This is a genomic window from Aquimarina aquimarini, assembly GCF_900299535.1.
In the GTDB taxonomy this organism is placed as follows: domain Bacteria; phylum Bacteroidota; class Bacteroidia; order Flavobacteriales; family Flavobacteriaceae; genus Aquimarina; species Aquimarina aquimarini.
The window spans coordinates 33,947-54,458 of sequence record NZ_OMKE01000006.1; the positions used below are offsets into that span (position 1 = coordinate 33,947).

A 20,512-nucleotide genomic window follows, 5' to 3' on the forward strand; every position below is an offset into this window, starting at 1 on the left:
GCTTTATAAATTTTTCAGTGCTTGTTTAATAATATTTTCTACTGTTTCTTTGGGGGTTACTTTTAGAACTCGATCAATAGCTTTTTCTGCAATCTTTCTATTAAATCCGAGAGTTTCTAAAGCAGATAACGCTTCATCTTTGTTAGTATTGCTTTGAGACACTGAAACTTCGTCGATATTATACACTTTAAGAATTTTATCTTTTAGATCAATGATAACACGCTGGGCTGTTTTGGCCCCGATACCTTTAATTGATTGAATGGTAGCTACATCATTGGTAGCTATCGCTTCTTTTACCTGATCGGGATGTAATGAAGATAACATTGTTCTTGCGGTACTAGCTCCTATTCCAGAAACTGAAATCAAAAGCCTGAAAATTTCTCTTTCAGATTTTTCTACAAAACCAAATAAGGTATGGGAATCTTCTTTAACCTGTAAATGCGTATATAGCTGTAATACTTCTTCTTCTGAAATCAAAGAAAATGTATGTAATGAGATATGTAATAAATATCCTACCCCATTACAATCTATTACGACATCAGTTGGATTTTTTTCTACAAGCCTCCCCTTGATATGTGTGATCATGTATGTAAGTTGATGTTAAGTAACCAAATGTAGTAAAATTCTACTATATAGCACTTACTAAAATGCCTTCTCTAAAAATGTTACACTTCTATATCCTTGGTATTTTTATCTTAAACAAAAGCATATTTTCTATATTTTATTATTATTTCTTCTTAACAGCATGTACAACAAACAACTGGAGGATTATACTTTATTACGATATTATGTTCCAAATTTGAGACCTTATGTCTCAACGTTGGGGTTCTTCTACCATATGATGGAGCGATTTTACCTTCTGTTGGGTTAATTTGATGAAAATTTAGACTTAGGAGGCTCAATTTTAGAGTAACGAGTCCCAACGTTGGGACTTGATTGTCTAAAATTGGGTGGTTCTTCTCTAATTTTGGAAGGTGAAAGTCTAATTTTGAGACATCCGAGTCTAACGGAGCGTCTTTTTGGTGGACTGGAAGGTCTTTTTGAATAAAACCTTCTTTATACACCAAAACTACTTCAAAAGTAAGTTTTAATGTATAAAGAAGGTCAAAATGTGTTGTTTCCTAAAAGTATTTACAAGGTTAAATACATGAATATAAAACTACAAACTAGCTTTTATTCGTTTAGTTATTTCCTCAATTGTTCCAAGTCCGTCAAAAGTCAAAACTTTGATTTTCGATTTCATATATTCAACAGCAGGTCTTGTTGATTCTTCAAACACCTCGATTCTTTTTGTATGAATTTTAGGATCTTTATCATCTTTCCTATTCGAAGTCTCTGCTCTTTTTTTAGCTCTGATTAAAAGTTCAGGTTTTGGCACATCAATATTGAGTACTTTTCCAATTTTCATTTTTTTTGAGCACACAAGTTCAAGTAAATCATCTACTTGAGCTTTTGTTCTTGGATACCCATCTAATATTATCCCACTATTTGATTTATTTTCGTCTAGGATTTCACTAAAAAGATCTTTCATAATCGAGTCAGGAACCAAATCTCCTTTCTCCTCATATTCAGACATTATTTTTCCGATACCTGTCCCATTTTCCTTCTCAAGTCGACACCTATCTCCTGTAGAAATATGTTTAAAATTTAATTGTTTATTTAGAAGTTCGCATTGCGTTCCTTTACCAGAATAAGGAGGCCCTGTAATTATTAATATCTCCATTTATTTTTTTATTCAGCTTATTTACAACAAATACTTTATCAACTTAAGACAAAGGTGCTAGAGGTGTATCTCTTTTATCTTTCTCCTGAGCATCAATTACAGCCACTGCAGCCATATTGATTATCTCTTCTACACTTGCTCCTAGTTGAAGAATATGAGCTGGTCTATTCATTCCCATCATAATAGGACCTATAGATTCTGCATTATTTAGCTCACTTAATAATTTATAATTACTGTTTGCTGAATCCAAATTAGGAAATACCAATGTATTTACTTTTTGCCCATTAAGCTTAGAAAACGGAAACTTATCCTTTCTCATTTTTCTATTTAAAGCAAAATTCATTTGTAATCCTCCGTCCACAATTAGATTAGGATAATACCTATGTAAATAGGCTACAGCATCTTGTACTTTTGTCGCATCTGGATGTTTTGATGATCCAAAATTAGCATAAGAAATCATTGCCATTACAGGTTTTACTCCAAACATCTCTACAGTTTTAGCCGTCATTTGTGCAATCTTAGCTAATTCTTTTGAAGAAGGGTCAATATTGATCGATGTATCACTAATAAACAAAGGTCCTTTTTCTGTCATCATTACATTCATGGTCGCAATTCTAGTTGAGCCTTTTGCCAAGCCTATAAGATCTAACATTGGTTTAACAACGGTTGGATAACTTCTAGAATATCCTGAAAGTAACGCGTCTGCATCTCTCTCATTGACCATCATTGCTGCAAAATAATTACGCTCTCGCATTAATTTTTCTGCATCATACAGTGTAATTCCTTTACGCTTATTGGCTTCCCAATACTTTTTGGCATATTTATTTTTACGCTCACTCTCTTCATCTGCTTTGGGATCAATGATTTCGATATCGGTAGGATCAAAATCAATCTCTTGCATTAATTCTAAGATAATATCTTTACGTCCTAACAATACAGGGTAAGCAATACCTTCTTCTTTTACTGTTTGAGCTGCTTTTAACACATCTAAGTGATCTGCTTCTGCAAAAACAACTCGTTTTGGGTTTGTTCTTGCTCTGTCCAACAATAATCTTACTAATTTGTTATCGTTACCCATTCGCTCCAACAGCTCATTTTCATATTTCTCCCAGTCAGTAATAGGTGCTGTTGCCACGCCGCTCTCTATTGCAGCTTTTGCTACCGCAGGAGGTACTTTGGCCATCAATCTTGGATCAAAAGGTTTAGGTATTATATATTCTTTTCCAAAATTAAGACGTGTTTCTCCATACGCTATATTTACCTGCTCAGGAACTGGCTCTTTGGCTAATTCTGCCAATGCTTTTACAGCTGCCATCTTCATTTCCTCATTAATTGCAGTTGCTCTTACATCTAGTGCTCCTCTAAAAATAAATGGAAATCCTAATACATTATTAACCTGATTAGGATGATCACTTCTACCAGTTGCCATAATAACATCTTTACGCGTTTTTATCGCCAAGTCATATTTTATTTCGGGATCTGGATTAGCCATTGCAAAAACAATAGGATTATCTGTCATCGATATCAACATATCTGGCGTCACCAAATTGGCCATTGATAAACCTATAAATACATCTGCATCTTTCATAGCATCTTCTAAACTATTCAAGTCTCTTGATGTAGCAAATTCAGCTTTTTCTGGGGTAAGATTATCACGATCTTTACGGATCACTCCTTTACTATCGGTCATTACGATATTCTCTGACTTTGCACCAAAGGCTTTATATAATCTGGTACATGATACTGCTGCTGCTCCTGCTCCACTAACTACAATTTTAACTTCTTCTAGTTTTTTCTCTGCAATTTCTACAGCATTCAATAATGCCGCCGCAGAAATTATGGCTGTCCCATGTTGGTCATCGTGCATTACAGGAATATCCAACTCTTCTTTTAAGCGTCTTTCTATCTCAAAAGCTTCAGGGGCTTTGATATCTTCAAGATTAATTCCTCCAAATGTGGGGGCAATATTTTTAACCGTTTCTATAAAAGCATCTACATCTTTGGTATCCACTTCTATATCAAACACATCAATGTCAGCAAAAATCTTAAACAAAAGCCCTTTACCTTCCATCACTGGTTTTGAGGCTTCAGGACCTATGTCTCCTAATCCTAAAACGGCAGTACCATTTGATATTACAGCAACTAGATTTCCTTTTGCTGTATATTTATATACATCTGATTTTTCTTTCTCTATTGCTAAACAGGGTTCTGCTACTCCAGGAGAATATGCTAACGATAAGTCTCTTTGGGTCGCGTACTTTTTAGTAGGAACGACTTTTATTTTTCCGGGGGTAGGCTTAGCATGATATACTAATGCCTCTCTTCTTTTACTTTCGATACTCATACGCTATCAAGATAAATTTGTGAATATAAATTAAATGTAATACCATTTCTCAATTGAGAAATGGTATAAAAACATTCATTGAATACATACAAAGGTACAAGTCTGTCTGACATGCAAAAATTAATGTAAAAGAATCTTCAAAAAATCATCTTACACTACTGATTTACAACACTTATACAACTCTATAGATCTATAAAAAGTAATATCCTGTATTTAAGTGAATTAATTTTCTAAAAAAATGGTATGGTTATTTAAGGAATTTAATATTTCTACTCAATCCAGAAAACTTGGTTCTCTTTACTGCAGATTTCTGAAATACTTTCGAGAATACCTCTTGAGTAATCTCTTCCCAATCTTTTTTTGACATCTCCAATAGTTCGGGTTTTGGATCAAAGAGAGGTTCGTTATGTGACTTAGAAAATCGATTCCATGGGCATACATCTTGGCACACATCACAACCAAACATCCAATCATCAAATTTTCCTCTATACGATGATGGTATTTCTTCTTTAAGCTCTATAGTAAAATAAGAAATACACTTACTTCCATCAACTACATAAGGTTCTACTATAGCCTGCGTAGGGCAAGCATCTATACATGCTGTGCAGGTACCACAGTGATCGGTAACAGGAGTATCATATTCTAAATCCAGATCAATAATAAGTTCGGCTATAAAATAAAAAGAGCCAACTTTTTGCGTAAGCAAATTACTGTTTTTGCCAATCCACCCCAATCCACTTTTTGCTGCCCATGCTTTGTCTAAAACTGGTGCCGAATCAACAAAGGCTCTACCATGCACTTCTCCTATTTCTTCTTGAATAAAATGTAATAAGTGCTTTAATTTATCTTTGATCACAAAATGATAATCTGTGCCATAGGCATACTTAGAAATCTTTGGAGCATCTGGGTCTTTTTGAATTTCTGAAGGAAAATAATTGAGCAGTAATGAGATTACACTTTTTGAGTCATCAACCAACTTAGTTGGATCCAATCGCTTATCAAAATGATTCTCCATATAATACATCTGCCCATTCATATTTTGATTGAGCCACTTTTCTAATCTAGGCGCTTCTTCTTCTAGAAATGCTGCTTTAGAAACACCACAAGACAAAAAACCTAAACGTTTTGCCTCTGTTTTAATAAGTTCGGTATATTGGGATTTAAAATTCAATTATACTTCTTCTTTATCATCAATTTGCCCTTCTGGAAGTTTACTCATTATCTGAATACCTTTTTGGATAACCAATGAAGTTGGTAATGTTATATTTTCTCCTGTATCTGTAATCATAAATAGATAAAAACCAGTAATATCTTTAACTTCTCCTGTCCAGTCAAAATCTTTATCCAACACTCGTATTCGATCTCCTATTCTTACTGGATGGCTAAAAAATAAAATAATACTAGCCGTAAGATTTGATAAAATTGACCATTGTGCAAAAAAAGCGACTCCTATAACAGCTAATATTGAAGATATAAAAACACTAAATTCTTCAAACTTAACTCCCCAAACAACAACTAAAGCAATTCCTGCAATAAGATAATGAAACAGATATGAAAGGTTACGTATTAATTTTCTTCGATTTGGATTTATAGCTCTTAAAATTGAAAATTTCTTAATCACCTGTTTTGTAATCAACAACACAAAAAACAATAGCACTACTATTATGACTGTCAATAAAATCTCATCTCTGTAAACAAGTATCATATCGTTTGATTAATAAAAACTTCATCGTTTTTGTAAAAATACCAAATACATAAAGATTAAAAGAAATAGTATATAACTATTGCAAAAAAGAACTGATTCGATACCAATAGACCTTCTATCTAGGTACAAGTTTTATGATTGCATTCTCTGGCTTTAGAGTAATCAAAGGTTTAATTTCAATTTCTTTGAGATGTGTAGTGATATGGTATTTTTTTATCAAAGTACTTATCGCCAGAATCATTTCATACATTGCAAAATTATTACCAATACACATTCTGGGCCCTGCGCCAAAAGGAAAATAACAATCTGAATATTGTTTTTTATCTATATTGAGACCAAATCTATCTGGATCAAAGGTAGATGGGCTATCCCAAAATTGTTGATGCCTATGAATTTCATAAAACGAAATCAAAATCGTATCGCCTTTTTGTAGTTTACTATCATTATAGGTATCATCTTCTATCGCGACTCGATCAGAAAAATATGCTGGCGGGTATAGCCTCATTGCTTCTTCAATACATTGTTTGGTATATTGATATTGTCCTATTTCTTCTATTATAGATTCGTATTCTGCAGTTATAGAGACTTCATTAAATACCTTTTCCTGAATCGAGGGGTGCAATGCCAATAATAACAATGTAAAGGTTAATGCATTTGATGTTGTCTCATGACCTGCAATAAACAAGATTAAAATTTCATCAATCAATTGCTCATTATCCATGGAGCTTCCATCTTCGTATTTTGCTGTTAACAACATATCCAAAAGATCATTGTGGCTTTGATTTGATTTTCTTCTATCTTCTATAATAACAGTAAGAATATCTCTTGCCTCTTGTGTTAACTGAAAAGTCTTTTTTATCTTTCCGCTAAAGCGAAACCACCATTTTTTATAGGGCTGTCTTATTTCTTTAATCAGAGATTCTTGTGCCTTTTCTGTTATATATTGCAATCTACTTATCGTATTTCCTGTATCAGTATATCCAAATAATGATTCTGCAACCACTCTAAAAGCCAAATCACTCATTGCAGGAAAAATATCTGTATTTTTTTCTGTAGTAATTCTAGAGACTTCTTCCTCAATAACTTCTTTGATTGTTCCTATAAGTAGTTCCAACTTTCGTTTATGAAATGCTGGTTGGATCAAACGTCTTTGCTTTAACCATTTTTCACCACTAGAAGTAAGTAAGCCTTCTCCTATATATTTGGCCAAATCTTTTGTTTGTAATGCAGACTTTGTATATTTTCTGTGCTGTTTTTGTAGCATATGTTTAGCAAAACCTGCATCTCGAATAAAAATTGCTGATTTTCCAAACCCTAATTTGACTTTGAAAATATCTCCTGATTTTTCAAAATTCTCTCGATGAAAAGGAAGTGGATTTTTGAGAATACGACTTGCATTCTGAATTACCTTAAAAAAAGAAACTGTTGGGATTTCTCTGTACCCCATATGATATACTTATTAGATTATTTGCTTAAAACAAACCTCCCTGAATTCCTCCTTTTACTCTTCCTAGATGTTTGTAGGCTGCTTCTGTTACTTCTCTACCTCTGGGAGTACGCATGATAAACCCTTGTTGAATCAAAAAAGGCTCATAGACTTCTTCTATAGTTTCAGGGCTTTCACTTACCGCTGTAGCTATTGTAGTTAACCCTACAGGGCCTCCTTTAAATTTATCTATCATCGTCATCAAAATCTTATTATCCATCTCATCCAAACCATGTGCATCAACATTCAATGCTTTGAGGCCAAACTTAGAGATTTCTATATCGATCTTTCCATTTCCTTTAATTTGAGCAAAATCTCTTACTCTACGTAATAAAGCATTTGCGATTCTTGGTGTTCCTCTACTTCTACCTGCTATCTCAATAGCTGCTTCCATAGAAATAGGAACATTTAGGATATACGCACTACGTTGCACTATGGTAGATAATAATTCTGTGGTATAATATTGTAATCGTGATTGTATCCCGAAACGAGCTCTCATAGGTGCTGTTAACAATCCCGAACGGGTTGTTGCTCCTACCAATGTAAATGGGTTAAGATTAATCTGTACTGTACGTGCATTAGGACCACTCTCGATCATAATATCGATCTTATAATCCTCCATAGCAGAATATAGATATTCTTCTACAATAGGGCTTAATCGATGTATTTCATCAATAAACAAAACATCTCTATCATCTAGATTTGTTAATAAACCTGCTAAATCTCCAGGTTTGTCCAAAACTGGTCCTGATGTAACTTTGATACCCACCTCTAATTCATTTGCCAAAATATGCGCCAATGTCGTCTTACCTAGACCAGGAGGGCCATGGAATAAGGTATGATCCAATGCTTCTTCTCTTAAATTCGCAGCCTTAACAAAAATTTCCAGATTTTCGAGAACTTGATCTTGTCCAGCAAAATCATCAAAGGCGAGAGGCCTTAATGCTTTTTCTATATCCAGATCTTCATTAGAAAAATTGTCGTTTGTTGGATCAAGGTTTTCGTTCATATGTTGAATTGAATAAAAGGTATGTATAGATCATATTTAATCAATACAAAGATACTAGAAAAACCTGAGCCTTATCGATTACCTATAATACCAATTACACATTAAGATATAGCTTGATTATAACACTAAATGGTAAAGCATCTGTTGAGATATTACTAAACCACGCATATCCTAACAAAAAAACGCTCAGAAATTGAATTTCTGAGCGTTTTTATTCTATAAGGTTAACAGCTAGTTCATATTTGTACTGTTATCCTGTCTATTATTTTTTTAATGATGCATTTCTTCTTCTCCTTCTTGCAGAGGAACAGTTTGTGGTACATAATCTTGTCCAGCTATAACATACTCTCCATCCTCATTGGTCTTACTATAATCATAAGGCCATCTATGTACTATTGGGAGTTCTCCAGGCCAGTTACCATGTGTAGCTTTTACAGGAGTAGTCCACTCAAGTGTATTAGAATTCCAAGGGTTTTGTTCTGCTTTTTTACCGTAAAATATAGAGATAATAAAGTTATATAAGAATATCAATTGAGCAAAAGCTGCAATAAATGCAAATACTGTAATTAATACGTTTGTATCTGCTAAATCATCAAAATACGGGAAGTTAGAATTGGTATAATAACGTCTTGGCAATCCTGCCATTCCAACAAAATGCATTGGGAAAAACACGCCATATGCTCCAATTGCTGTTATCCAAAAATGTGCATACCCCAAGTTTTTATTCATCATTTTACCATACATCTTAGGAAACCAATGGTACACTCCTGCAAATAATCCATACAGTGCAGATATACCCATTACTAAATGGAAATGCGCTACTACAAAATATGTATCATGTACGTTAATATCTAATGTACTATCTCCTAAGATAATTCCTGTAAGTCCTCCTGTAATAAAGGTAGATACCAACCCTACAGAAAATAACATTCCTGGGTTAAATTGTAAATTACCTTTCCACAGTGTGGTTATATAATTAAATGATTTTACAGCTGAAGGAATTGCAATCAATAAGGTTGTAAACGTAAATACAGAGCCTAAAAACGGATTCATTCCTGATACAAACATATGGTGCCCCCATACAATTGTAGATAAAAATGCAATCGCTAATATTGAAGCAACCATCGCACGATATCCAAATATAGGTTTACGTGAGTTTGTCGCAATAATTTCTGATGTAATACCTAAAGCTGGTAGTAATACAATATATACCTCTGGGTGTCCTAAGAACCAAAATAAATGTTCAAAAAGTACAGGAGACCCTCCTTGATTATGTAATACTTCTCCTTGTATATAAATATCACTTAGATAAAAAGAGGTACCAAAACTTCTATCCATAATCAACAATAATGCTGCTGATAATAATACTGGAAACGAAACCACACCTATAATAGCTGTTACAAAGAAAGCCCATATTGTAAGTGGCATTCTTGTCATTGACATTCCTTTGGTTCGTAAATTAATTACTGTTACCACATAATTTAAAGAACCCAATAAAGAAGAGGCTATAAATATTGCCATAGACACCAACCACAACGTCATCCCTGTACCAGATCCACCAATAGCTTGTGGCAATGCACTCAAAGGAGGATAGATTGTCCATCCTGCTGATGCAGGTCCAGCTTCTGCAAATAGTGATAAAATCATGATTATACTACTCAAAAAGAACAACCAGTAAGACACCATATTCAAGAATCCTGATGCCATATCACGTGCTCCAATTTGCAACGGAATAAGAAGGTTACTAAACGTACCACTTAACCCTGCAGTTAATACAAAGAATACCATTATAGTACCATGTATTGTAACTAAAGCTAAATAGATTCCTGGATCCATAACTCCATCTTCACCAAACTTACCTAATAAAACTTCATAAGCCGTAAATTTATGATCAGGCCATGCTATTTGCATTCTGAACAATAGAGACATTGCAATACCAATGATTCCCATGATTAAACCAGTAATCAAATATTGCTTAGAGATCATTTTATGATCTTCACTAAAGATATATTTGGTAATAAATGTTTCTTTATGATGATGTCCGTGATCGTGAGCATGGTCTTCTGCGTGATCGTGTACGTTTGCTATTGCTGACATATCCTTATCTATATTTAATATGATATATTATTATTATCTTTCTTAATTGCTTGCTTGTGCTGATAACTGCTCACCAAAAGTAGTTTGCTCTTTTATCCAAGCTTCATAATCTTCTTCAGATTCTACGATAATCTTCATTTGCATGTTATAATGTGATACTCCACATATTTTATTACACAGCAAATAATAATCAAAAGTATACTCTTCTAAAGCTTCGTCTCCTGCTTTAACCAATTTTTTACTTTTCTCTTTTCTGATTTTGTTGATAGTAGCAACTTTCTCTATCATAAACTCACTATTTCTCATCTCCTCAGAAGTAAGAGTTGGTGTATATGCAAATTCAGTAATCATACCTGGAACAACATTCATTTGTGCTCTAAAGAAAGGCATGTATGCAGAATGCAATACATCTTGAGATCGCATCTTAAAAATTACTTTTCTATTTACAGGCAGGTGTAGTTCATTTGTTATTTTATCATCTTTTCCGTAACCATCAGAGACATCCAATCCTAATGTATTAATACCTTCGATAAAACGCACATTAGCTTTACCTAATTCATTATCTGCACCAGCATATCTTGCACGCCAGTCAAACTGATATGCATATAATTCTACGATTAATGGATCTCCTTCATTCTCATCAATATTCATGATATCGGTCCAAGTAAATAATCCATATATAATTAATCCAGCAAGTACTATTACTGGAATAATAGTCCAAATAAATTCTAATTTATCATTATCTGCAAAGAACAATGCTTTGTTTTCTTTTTTACCTCTGTATTTGTATGCAAAAAAGTGCAACAACCCTTGAGTAAGGATTTGTACAATCATAATCAACACCATTGATATCAGCATCAATCTATCATAATCTACTCCATGTTCTGAAGCTGATTCAGGTAAAAAATATGAGTTATACTGAATAAAACAATATGCCATCAATATATAAAAAAGCACTACAAACACAAGCATTAACTTACCTTGTAAGTTATTATCCTTATCATTTGCTACTTGAGAGTTATCTTCTCCACTTACTTTTGACAAATTCAATATTTTTGACATTTGCCATAAGGTGATTCCAAAAAGCGCTATAACTACTATGGTTAAGAATACAGTCATTTTTATCTATCTTCTTTTTTTACAATTCAAATTAATAATGGAAATGCTTACTTTCCTCTATATATGGGTTTCCTTTAGCTAACAAAGGTGCTTTGGTTAATGCTCTAAACACTACAAACAAGAACAATCCAAGGAATAATAACACAGCACTAATCTCGCTGATTCCTATAAACCAAGATTTACCAACAGTTGCAGGCATTATCATGTTAAAAATATCAATATAATGTCCACAAAGAATAACAATTCCAGCCATTACAACAAACCAGTTTACACGTTTAAAATCACTATTCATTAACACTAATAATGGGAAAATAAAGTTCATCACTAACATTCCGAAAAATGGTAAATTATAATCTTCTATACGAGTAATAAAGTACGTTACCTCTTCTGGAATATTTGAGTACCATATCAACATAAATTGTGAAAACCAAAGATATGTCCAAAAAACACTGATACCAAACATAAATTTAGCTAAATCATGAATATGGCTATTATTAACAAATTCTAAATATCCTTTAGATTTTAAATAGATAGTTAACAAAGCTATTGTGGTAATTCCTGATACAAATAAACTTGCAAATACATACCACCCAAACAACGTACTAAACCAGTGTGGATCAAAACTCATAATCCAATCCCATGATGCCATAGATTCTGTATAAATAAAGAACACTAAAAAGGCTGCTGATATTTTAAAACTTTTCTTATACCATTTATTACCTGTTGAATCCTCATCCTGCAATCTTGAATATTTTACTGCAAAATGACGGTATAACATCCATCCTGCCAAAAAGAATGTAGCTCGAATAATAAACCATGTGCCATTTAACCAACTTGCTTTACCTTGAAGAAGTGCATCGTGTTCTACCACTTTAGGATCTGCCCAAACAAATAAATGGTTGATATGAAATCCTGATAATGCCAAGATTACAAAAAGCACAATTCCACCAGGTACTAGGTATGCTGTAATAGCTTCCATAACTCTAAAGAGTACTGGGGACCAACCTGATTGTGATGCAAACTGTATTGCATAAAATGCCAATACACCTAAGGCTATCATAAAAAAGAAAAATGCCGCTACATATAACGATGCCCAAGGCTTGTTTTGTAATTGATGTAAAACATGCTCATAATGTGCATCTCCTCCATGAGCATCTTCTTCGTGTGCTTTTTCACCATGAGTTTCTTTTCCATGGTCGCTTTTTTCTGCATGTGATTCTCCATGACCACCGCCGTGAGCGTCGTGCGCTGCCATCATTTCTTTTACTTCCTGTATAGATCCAGGCCTTTGTGCAAATCCAACAACAAGACCTACTAGACCTACAACCATAAGGATGATAGAAAATAATCTTAATCTATTTGATAGCGTATACATATCTTTATAATATCGTTATTCTTAACTTTTTTACTAATGCACTATTAATGTGCGTTACTATGATCTTTTGCTGGTTCTTGATGATCGTTTGCTGGCTCTTCATGCTTTTCATCTACAACTACTTCTACCACTTCTACAACCTCTGTATCAATTCGAGGTGTTTTACCTTCTAGATCAGCTTTTAATTTTTGCACATATTGAACAATTTGCCAACGCTCATGTTCGCTTGTCTGAGAAGCATAAGATCCCATTGAATTAATCCCGTAATACATTACATGATAAATACTACCTTCTGTAATTGCTCTACCTACATCTGAATAAGTAGGAACTCCAAGAATTTTTTCTCTTTTTACCAATGTTCCTTTACCATCACCTTTTCCTCCATGGCAAATTGCACAATAGATATCATATAATTCTTTACCTGCTTCCTCATTTTCTTTGGTATAACGAATAGGGTTTTTCAAACTATCCTTAGCCTGAAGATATCCATTATTTGAATTTTCATATTCATATGGCATCCATCCTCTAGGAATAGATCCCTCTACAGGCAACATAGCTTCCTGACTATCTGGAAAAACCTTATAATCCCCATAAGTTTCATAACTTACTGGTTCATACATATTAGGCATATACTGATAATTAGGTTTTGATTTGTTTTGACAAGAAACAACACAAATCATCACTACTGCCGCTGCTAATATTTTTATAGTATTCTTCATTATTACTAATGGTTATCTTCTTCCTTATCTATTACTTTAATTTCTACTGCTCCGGTATCACCCAAGAAACTAATAAGATGATCTACATCATGACTCCCTGCATCAACCTCCATCAAGAAATAATCATCTGTAGTTCTTACATCAGGATTTTCTGCTTTCTTAAATGGCCATAACTTACTTCTCATATAAAAAGTTATTACCATTAAATGCGCCGCAAAAAACACGGTAAGCTCAAACATAATTGGCACAAAAGAAGGCATATTCTCAAGGTAGCTAAAACTTGGTTTTCCACCAATATTCTGAGGCCAATCTTCTATCATGATATGATTCATCATTACAGTTGCTATAGTCAAACCGACACAACCATATAAAAAGGCTGTAATAGCCAAACGTGTATGAGGTAATCCCATTGCTTTATCTAGCCCGTGGACTGGAAAAGGGGTATAAACCTCTTCGATATGATAATGTTCTGTTCGAACTTTCTTAACGGCATCCATCAGGATATCGTCATCAATATATAGTGCATGTATAACTTTTGATGCCATACTCTTAGTTATTTTTTAGTTGTTGTGCCTGACCAGCCCAATCATCACGTTGTGCTCTACCAGGGAAAGATCCTGTAATACTATCTAATATATCATACTCTGTAGCGGTCATTTTACTTACTTGATCAAAAGTAAATATTCCGATCTCATTAAGTTTCTTTTCCATTACAGGGCCGATACCATTTACTTGCTTAAGATCATCTGCCTTTTGAGTAGATGGGTCAAAAGATCCAAGATTTCCTAATAAATTATTAATATCATCTTGACTTGCTTCTACTGCTACATCTACATCCTCTGAAGATGTCACATCTTCTCGAATTATTTTTACCTCTCTCTTAGGAAGCTCATCTCTATGATCTTTTCCTGCATCTCTTAATCTCTTATATTTCTCACCAGAAGATTTTAGTATTGATTTCACCTCTGCCTGAGCAATAACAGGGAAACTTCTTGCGTACAGTAAGAACAATACAAAAAAGAACCCTATCGTACCTATAAATATCCCTATATCTACAAAGGTTGGAGAAAACATCGTCCATGAAGACGGTAAATAATCTCTGTGTAATGAGGTTACGATAATCACAAAACGCTCAAACCACATCCCTATATTTACTACAATAGATATAATAAAAGAGAACATAATACTTCTTCTCAATTTTGGGAACCACATAAACTGTGGAGAGAACACATTACATGTCATCATCGCCCAATATGCCCACCAGTAAGGTCCTGTTGCTCTATTAAGGAATGCATACTGCTCATACTCTACTCCAGAATACCATGCTACAAATAACTCAGTAATATAAGCTACTCCAACTATAGACCCCGTAATCATGATTACAATATTCATCAACTCTATATGCAAGATGGTAATGTAATTTTCTAGATTCGATACCTTTCTCATAATAATAAGAAGGGTGTTTACCATTGCAAATCCAGAAAATACTGCTCCTGCAACAAAATATGGTGGAAATATCGTGGTATGCCATCCTGGAATTACAGAAGTAGCAAAGTCAAAAGATACAATCGTATGTACAGAAAGTACAAGTGGTGTTGCTAAACCTGCAAGAACCAAAGAGACTTCTTCAAAACGCTGCCAGTCTTTTGCTCTTCCACTCCATCCAAAAGAAAGTAAACTATAAATCTTTTTATTAAATGGTGTAATGGCACGGTCTCTAATCATTGCAAAATCAGGTAAAAGACCCGTCCACCAGAAAACTAATGATACCGATAAATACGTTGATATCGCAAATACATCCCAAAGTAATGGAGAGTTAAAGTTCACCCATAATGATCCAAATTGATTTGGTATAGGCAATACCCAGTACGCCAACCAAGGACGTCCCATATGTATAATCGGGAATAATCCTGCTTGAACTACGGCAAAGATCGTCATTGCTTCTGCAGAACGGTTAATTGCCATTCTCCATTTCTGACGGAATAATAATAGTACCGCAGAAATAAGGGTTCCAGCGTGACCAATACCTACCCACCATACAAAGTTGGTGATATCCCAGGCCCATCCAACTGTTTTATTTAATCCCCAGGTTCCAATACCTGTAGAGACTGTATATATTATACAACCCATACCCCAAAGGAACGCAATAAGTGAGATTGAAAACACAATCCACCAAGACTTATTTGCTTTTCCTTCTACCGCTGCTACAACATCTAATGTTACATCATGATATGTTTTATCACCGGTTACTAAAGGTTTTCTTATAGGTGCTTCGTAATGAGACATAATCCTTTATAATTGAATTGATTCTTTATTTTAGTTAATTAGGCTTCTGTAGTATTTCTTACTTTAGTCTGATATACTACGTTTGGTTTTACTCCTACATGCTCTAATAAATGATACGCTCTGTCATCTTTTACTAGCTCTGCAATTTTACTACCTTCTTCATTTACATCTCCAAAACGCATTGCTCCTGATGAACAAGCTGCTGAACAAGCACAAGAATCATTAAACTCTCCTGCTTCTACCATTCTTCCTTCACGTTTTGCTTTTAAGATAATTGCTTGTGTAGACTGGATACAGAAAGAACACTTCTCCATAACTCCTCTAGAACGAACAGTTACATCAGGATTAAGGACCATTCTACCCAAGTCATTATTCATGTAATAGTCAAACTCGTCATTGTTATTATACAAGAACCAGTTGAATCTACGCACTTTATACGGACAGTTGTTTGCACAATATCTTGTACCTACACATCGGTTATATGCCATATGGTTTTGCCCTTGTCTACCATGTGATGTTGCTGCCACAGGACATACAGTTTCACAAGGTGCATGATCACAATGTTGACACATTACTGGTTGGAATACTACCTGAGGGTTATCTGATGGATTTTCCATCTCACCAAACTCAGACAACGAACTTCCTAACCCTGCAATATCATCTTTCTTTTGATTATCACCATCAAAGCTCTCTTCTGAAGAGTAATAACGGTCAATACGTAACCAGTGCATATCTCTAGATCTACGCACTTCTGATTTACCAACTACAGGCACATTATTTTCTGCATGACAAGCAATAACACATGCTCCACATCCAGTACAAGCATTCAAATCAATAGAAAGATTAAAGTGATGTCCTATTGATGGATCAAATTCATCCCAAAGATCTACCTCTGGTGAAGTAACCTCAAACTCTATATGATTTTTACTTACTTCAGGAATTGCGTTCCAGTAATGCTTATCTTTTGTATTAAATACTTCTAATGTAGTTTCTTTTACAATATCTCCACGCCCCATTAACGTATTATGCAACTGCACACACGCAAATTCATGAACTCCTCCTACTGCTGCAATAGAAACACTTTGAACGTCGTTAAAGTTTTGATATAAAGGATATGCATTTACCCCAACTTTCATATCTTCTTTAACTCCTTTTATTTTACCGTAACCTAAGGCTAATCCTACAGAGCCTTTTGCTTGTCCTGGCTGTATAAGTACAGGAACAATAAGCTCAGATTTACCTACGGTTATTTTTGCATAACTACCATTTAAAGCTCCATTAGCAACATTTTCATTTGTCAACCCTAATGCATCTGCATCTGCTTTAGAAACAGTTAAATAATTATCCCATGATGCTCTAGAAATTGGATCTGGCAACTCTTGCAACCAAGGGTTATTTGCTTGTTGACCGTCTCCTAAAGCAGTTTTTGTATATAATGTAAGCTCAAATTCAGCTGATTTTGCAGTAGATAATCTTCTTGCTGCTGAAGCCACATCAGGACTTGTAGATTTTACCGAAGCTTCCTCTACAACATCTCCTTCAGGCATCGCTATTGCATCTACCAATTCTTGTTTTGCAAGAGCTGGTTTCTCTAACACCCCATCATGCAAAGCTTGATTCCAAGAAGTACCTCCTAAAATCCCAGTCCATGCATCTTTTATATACTCATGATACGTAGCTGTATTCCCATTCCATTTTAACAATGTTTCCTGAAATTGTCTTGTATCAAACAATGGTCTAATTGTAGGTTGCATCAAGCTATAGCTACCTTCCTTTAATTCGACATCTCCCCATGATTCTAAATAATGAGGTGTCGTCGCTATATAGTTACACAACTCTGCTGTTGCATCATTATGCATACTAAATGCAACTGAGACATCTACTTTTTGAAGACCTGTCTTAAACTCTTCTGTATTTGGTAATGAATATACTGGATTAACTCCAGCAACTAACAAGGCACCAACTCGCCCTGCATTCATACTTTTTATTAATTGCGCTACTCCTTTAGCATTACCCTGACGTATTGTACGAGGGGTTTTCTCATTAAATGCCTTACTATGTATTGCTTTATTAATTTCTAAAACCAACAACTGGGCATCAACATCCTGAATTCCACTAACTACTACTGCATTACTTCCAGCTTTCTGTATTTGCTTTGCCGCTTTTACAACCTGAGCATCCAATCCTGAATCCAAACCTCCTTTGGAGCCTCCTGAACCAGTAACATATTTATACAATGCTGCTAGTACTTGCTTTTGCTGTGACGGAGTAGCTTGTACTCTTTTATCTGCATTAGCACCAGTCAAAGACATATTTGCCTCAAACTGGACATGCCTAGACATTTTTCCATTCTTAGGAATACGACCTTGTGCATAACCACCATCGTATCCTCCACCTTGCCAATCTCCTAAAAAGTCTGCAGCTATACTTACAATCGTATCTACTTTTGAAAAATCATAATCCGCAAGCGCTCTTTTACCATACATTAATTGATACGCATCCAACGCTTCATCATTGGAAATCGCATCATACACCACATGTCTTACGTTCTGATGTTTTGCTTTGAATTCAGAAATCAGTTTTGCAGTAGAAGGACTAGCATATGTTTGTGTTAACAACACAAGTTCTTTACCTCCTAAGTTATTCAACTTAGCACTTACTTCTTTATCTAAAGCATCCCAGCTAATATCTTCATTTCCCTTTTTTGGACCTTGAAGCCTTGTACTATCATATAATGACAATACAGAAGCGTGTACTCTTGCATTGGCATCAGAATTAGTTTTAGCTAGATTGTTTTTTTCTATTTTTATTGGTCTACCTTCTCTAGTTTTTATTAAGACACTAGCAAAGTCATACCCATCTGCAATTGTAGTAGCATAATAGTTTGCCACACCAGGAACAATTCTGTCCGGCTGAACCACATATGGTATCGATTTTTTAACGGGACCTTCGCATGCTGCCAACGAAGCAGCTGCTGTACTAAAACCTACATATTTAAGAAAATCACGACGTGATGTCGAAGAATTCTCTAACGATGTTTTATCACCTAAAAACTCATCCGTAGGGATTTCCTTTACGAATTCATTTTGTTGTAGCGTCTCAACAATAGAGCTATTTTCGTTTAGCTCTTCAACACTTTTCCAGTATTTCTTGTTTGATGACATATATAATTGATATTAGCTTCTTACTATTCTTCCAATTACGGAAACAATTTTTTTATTATTAATAATGGCACTTACCACATTCCAAACCACCCATCTGAGCAGCTGTCAACTGATCTACACCATATTTCTTAGAAAGTTCTTTATGAATTTTCTCGTAATATTTATTGTCTGCAACTTTTACATTGGTTTCCCTATGACAATTAACACACCATCCCATTGTAAGTGGAGCAAATTGATACATAACTTCCATCTCTTCTACAGGACCGTGACATTTTTGACACTCTACTCCTGCCACAGTTACGTGCTGAGAGTGATTAAAGTATGCAAAGTCTGGCAGGTTATGAATTCTAATCCATTTTACGGGTTCTGTTTTACCTGTATATGATTGCGAATCTGCATCCCATCCAACTGCTTTATATAACTTCTGGATTTCTCCATCATAAAATTCTTTTGAATGCTCTGCTGTTGCGGTAGCCTCTGCCACTTCACTTATAGATTTATGACAGTTCATACATACATTTAGAGATGGAATCCCCGATGTTTTACTTACTCTAGCAGAAGAGTGACAGTACTTACATTCTATCTCATTATCTCCTGCATGTATTTTATGCGAATAATGTATTGGCTGAACTGGTTGATATCCTTGATCAACTCCTACCTGCATAAAGTATCCATACACATAGTACCCACTAGCCAGCATTAATAAGACTACTGTAACAAGCACCAAGAATTGATTCTCTATAAAAGCTTTCCATATTGGAGTTTTTCCTTCTGACTGCGGCAATACTACATTGTTTGCTTCTGCAAAATTCCTTAGTGTTTTGTTTACCAAAAACAACACTACTACAAGCATCAAGAACACCAACGCTAGTATTGCTAACATCACATTAACAGAAATACCAGAACCGTTACTCTCTGAAACTTCAGAACCTGTTCCTGGTGGCGGTGTTGGCGGATCAGCTTTTGGCACCATTGCATATGCTACTATATTATCTATATCAGCATTAGACAACTGTGGAAAAGCATTCATTGCAGTCTTGTTATATTCCTCATAGACAGCAATAGCCTGCGCATCACCAGAGGCAATCATTGCAGCACTATTCTTTACCCAAGAATATATCCATTCTTTCTCATACTTATCAGCAACTCCAAAAAGCGCAGGACCTGTCATTTTCTTATATCGCTTATGACAAGCTGCACAAAGTGATTTAAACAACTCTTCTCCTTTGGCTACATCTCCTCCAGATGAAGCTTCAGTTGCAACAGCAGCATCAACAGCTGGTGCATCCTGTGCGTACACAGGATTAAAAAAAGTAAATAAAAAAACAGTTCCTAGGATTAGGATTTTAGAGGCTGAATTTCGGTGTTTCACCTGTTTCATATTTTCAAGTAGAATTATCGTCTTAATTTTGGTATGGTTTTTTCTTTTATCTTTAACAAAAAGACATAAAAACCGGCACATTTAATTCGATGACAAAAGTACTA

At 34.8% G+C, this 20,512-nt stretch carries 15 protein-coding genes; all 15 read right to left on the reverse strand.

The genetic code is table 11. The features are described 5' to 3' along the window. Nucleotides 1–3: 3 nt before the first annotated feature. The 15 genes from ruvA to DG508_RS01820 all read right to left on the reverse strand — a co-directional run bounded on the left by ruvA (nt 4) and on the right by DG508_RS01820 (nt 20,408). Nucleotides 4–585, reverse strand: a complete 582-nt coding sequence (gene ruvA, locus DG508_RS01745; protein WP_108866498.1) for a Holliday junction branch migration protein RuvA — start codon at nt 583–585, stop codon at nt 4–6. Between the two features lie 574 nt (nt 586–1,159). Then, entirely contained in the window at nt 1,160–1,723 is a 564-nt protein-coding gene (locus tag DG508_RS01755; RefSeq protein ID WP_108866500.1) for an adenylate kinase family protein, read from the reverse strand. A gap of 43 nt (nt 1,724–1,766) precedes the next feature. Beyond that, entirely contained in the window at nt 1,767–4,067 is a 2,301-nt protein-coding gene (locus DG508_RS01760) for an NADP-dependent malic enzyme (protein ID WP_108866501.1), read from the reverse strand. 247 nt (nt 4,068–4,314) lie between these two features. Then, nucleotides 4,315–5,238 (reverse strand): tRNA epoxyqueuosine(34) reductase QueG, encoded by a 924-nt coding sequence (queG, locus tag DG508_RS01765; RefSeq protein ID WP_108866502.1) that lies wholly within the window; start codon nt 5,236–5,238, stop codon nt 4,315–4,317. Then, nucleotides 5,239–5,772 (reverse strand): mechanosensitive ion channel family protein, encoded by a 534-nt coding sequence (locus DG508_RS01770; RefSeq protein WP_108866503.1) that lies wholly within the window; start codon nt 5,770–5,772, stop codon nt 5,239–5,241. Nucleotides 5,773–5,887: 115 nt separating this feature from the next. Next, nucleotides 5,888–7,219 carry a cytochrome P450 gene (locus DG508_RS01775; RefSeq protein ID WP_108866504.1) on the reverse strand — a complete coding sequence of 444 codons (1,332 nt, stop codon included), beginning with the start codon at nt 7,217–7,219 and terminating at the stop codon, nt 5,888–5,890. Nucleotides 7,220–7,244: 25 nt separating this feature from the next. After that, nucleotides 7,245–8,267, reverse strand: a complete 1,023-nt coding sequence (ruvB, locus tag DG508_RS01780) for a Holliday junction branch migration DNA helicase RuvB (protein WP_108866505.1) — start codon at nt 8,265–8,267, stop codon at nt 7,245–7,247. 270 nt (nt 8,268–8,537) lie between these two features. After that, nucleotides 8,538–10,364 (reverse strand): cytochrome c oxidase subunit I, encoded by a 1,827-nt coding sequence (locus DG508_RS01785; protein WP_108866506.1) that lies wholly within the window; start codon nt 10,362–10,364, stop codon nt 8,538–8,540. Between the two features lie 42 nt (nt 10,365–10,406). Then, on the reverse strand, nt 10,407–11,483 hold the full coding sequence (locus tag DG508_RS01790; RefSeq protein ID WP_103864506.1) for a cytochrome c oxidase subunit II: 1,077 nt from the start codon (nt 11,481–11,483) through the stop codon (nt 10,407–10,409). 31 nt (nt 11,484–11,514) lie between these two features. Then, on the reverse strand, nt 11,515–12,858 hold the full coding sequence (locus DG508_RS01795) for a quinol:cytochrome C oxidoreductase (protein WP_108866507.1): 1,344 nt from the start codon (nt 12,856–12,858) through the stop codon (nt 11,515–11,517). A 44-nt stretch (nt 12,859–12,902) separates the two neighbouring features. Continuing rightward, nucleotides 12,903–13,577 (reverse strand): c-type cytochrome, encoded by a 675-nt coding sequence (locus DG508_RS01800; RefSeq protein ID WP_108866508.1) that lies wholly within the window; start codon nt 13,575–13,577, stop codon nt 12,903–12,905. A 5-nt stretch (nt 13,578–13,582) separates the two neighbouring features. After that, a complete protein-coding gene (locus DG508_RS01805) occupies nt 13,583–14,122 on the reverse strand; it encodes a DUF3341 domain-containing protein (protein ID WP_108866509.1) in 540 nt (179 codons plus the stop codon). A 4-nt stretch (nt 14,123–14,126) separates the two neighbouring features. Further along, nucleotides 14,127–15,866, reverse strand: coding sequence for an NrfD/PsrC family molybdoenzyme membrane anchor subunit (gene nrfD / locus DG508_RS01810; RefSeq protein ID WP_108866510.1), 1,740 nt, complete (start codon nt 15,864–15,866; stop codon nt 14,127–14,129). Nucleotides 15,867–15,901: 35 nt separating this feature from the next. After that, entirely contained in the window at nt 15,902–19,027 is a 3,126-nt protein-coding gene (locus DG508_RS01815) for a TAT-variant-translocated molybdopterin oxidoreductase (protein ID WP_108866511.1), read from the reverse strand. Between the two features lie 58 nt (nt 19,028–19,085). Then, nucleotides 19,086–20,408, reverse strand: a complete 1,323-nt coding sequence (locus DG508_RS01820; protein ID WP_108866593.1) for a c-type cytochrome — start codon at nt 20,406–20,408, stop codon at nt 19,086–19,088. Between the last annotated feature and the right edge of the window lie 104 nt (nt 20,409–20,512).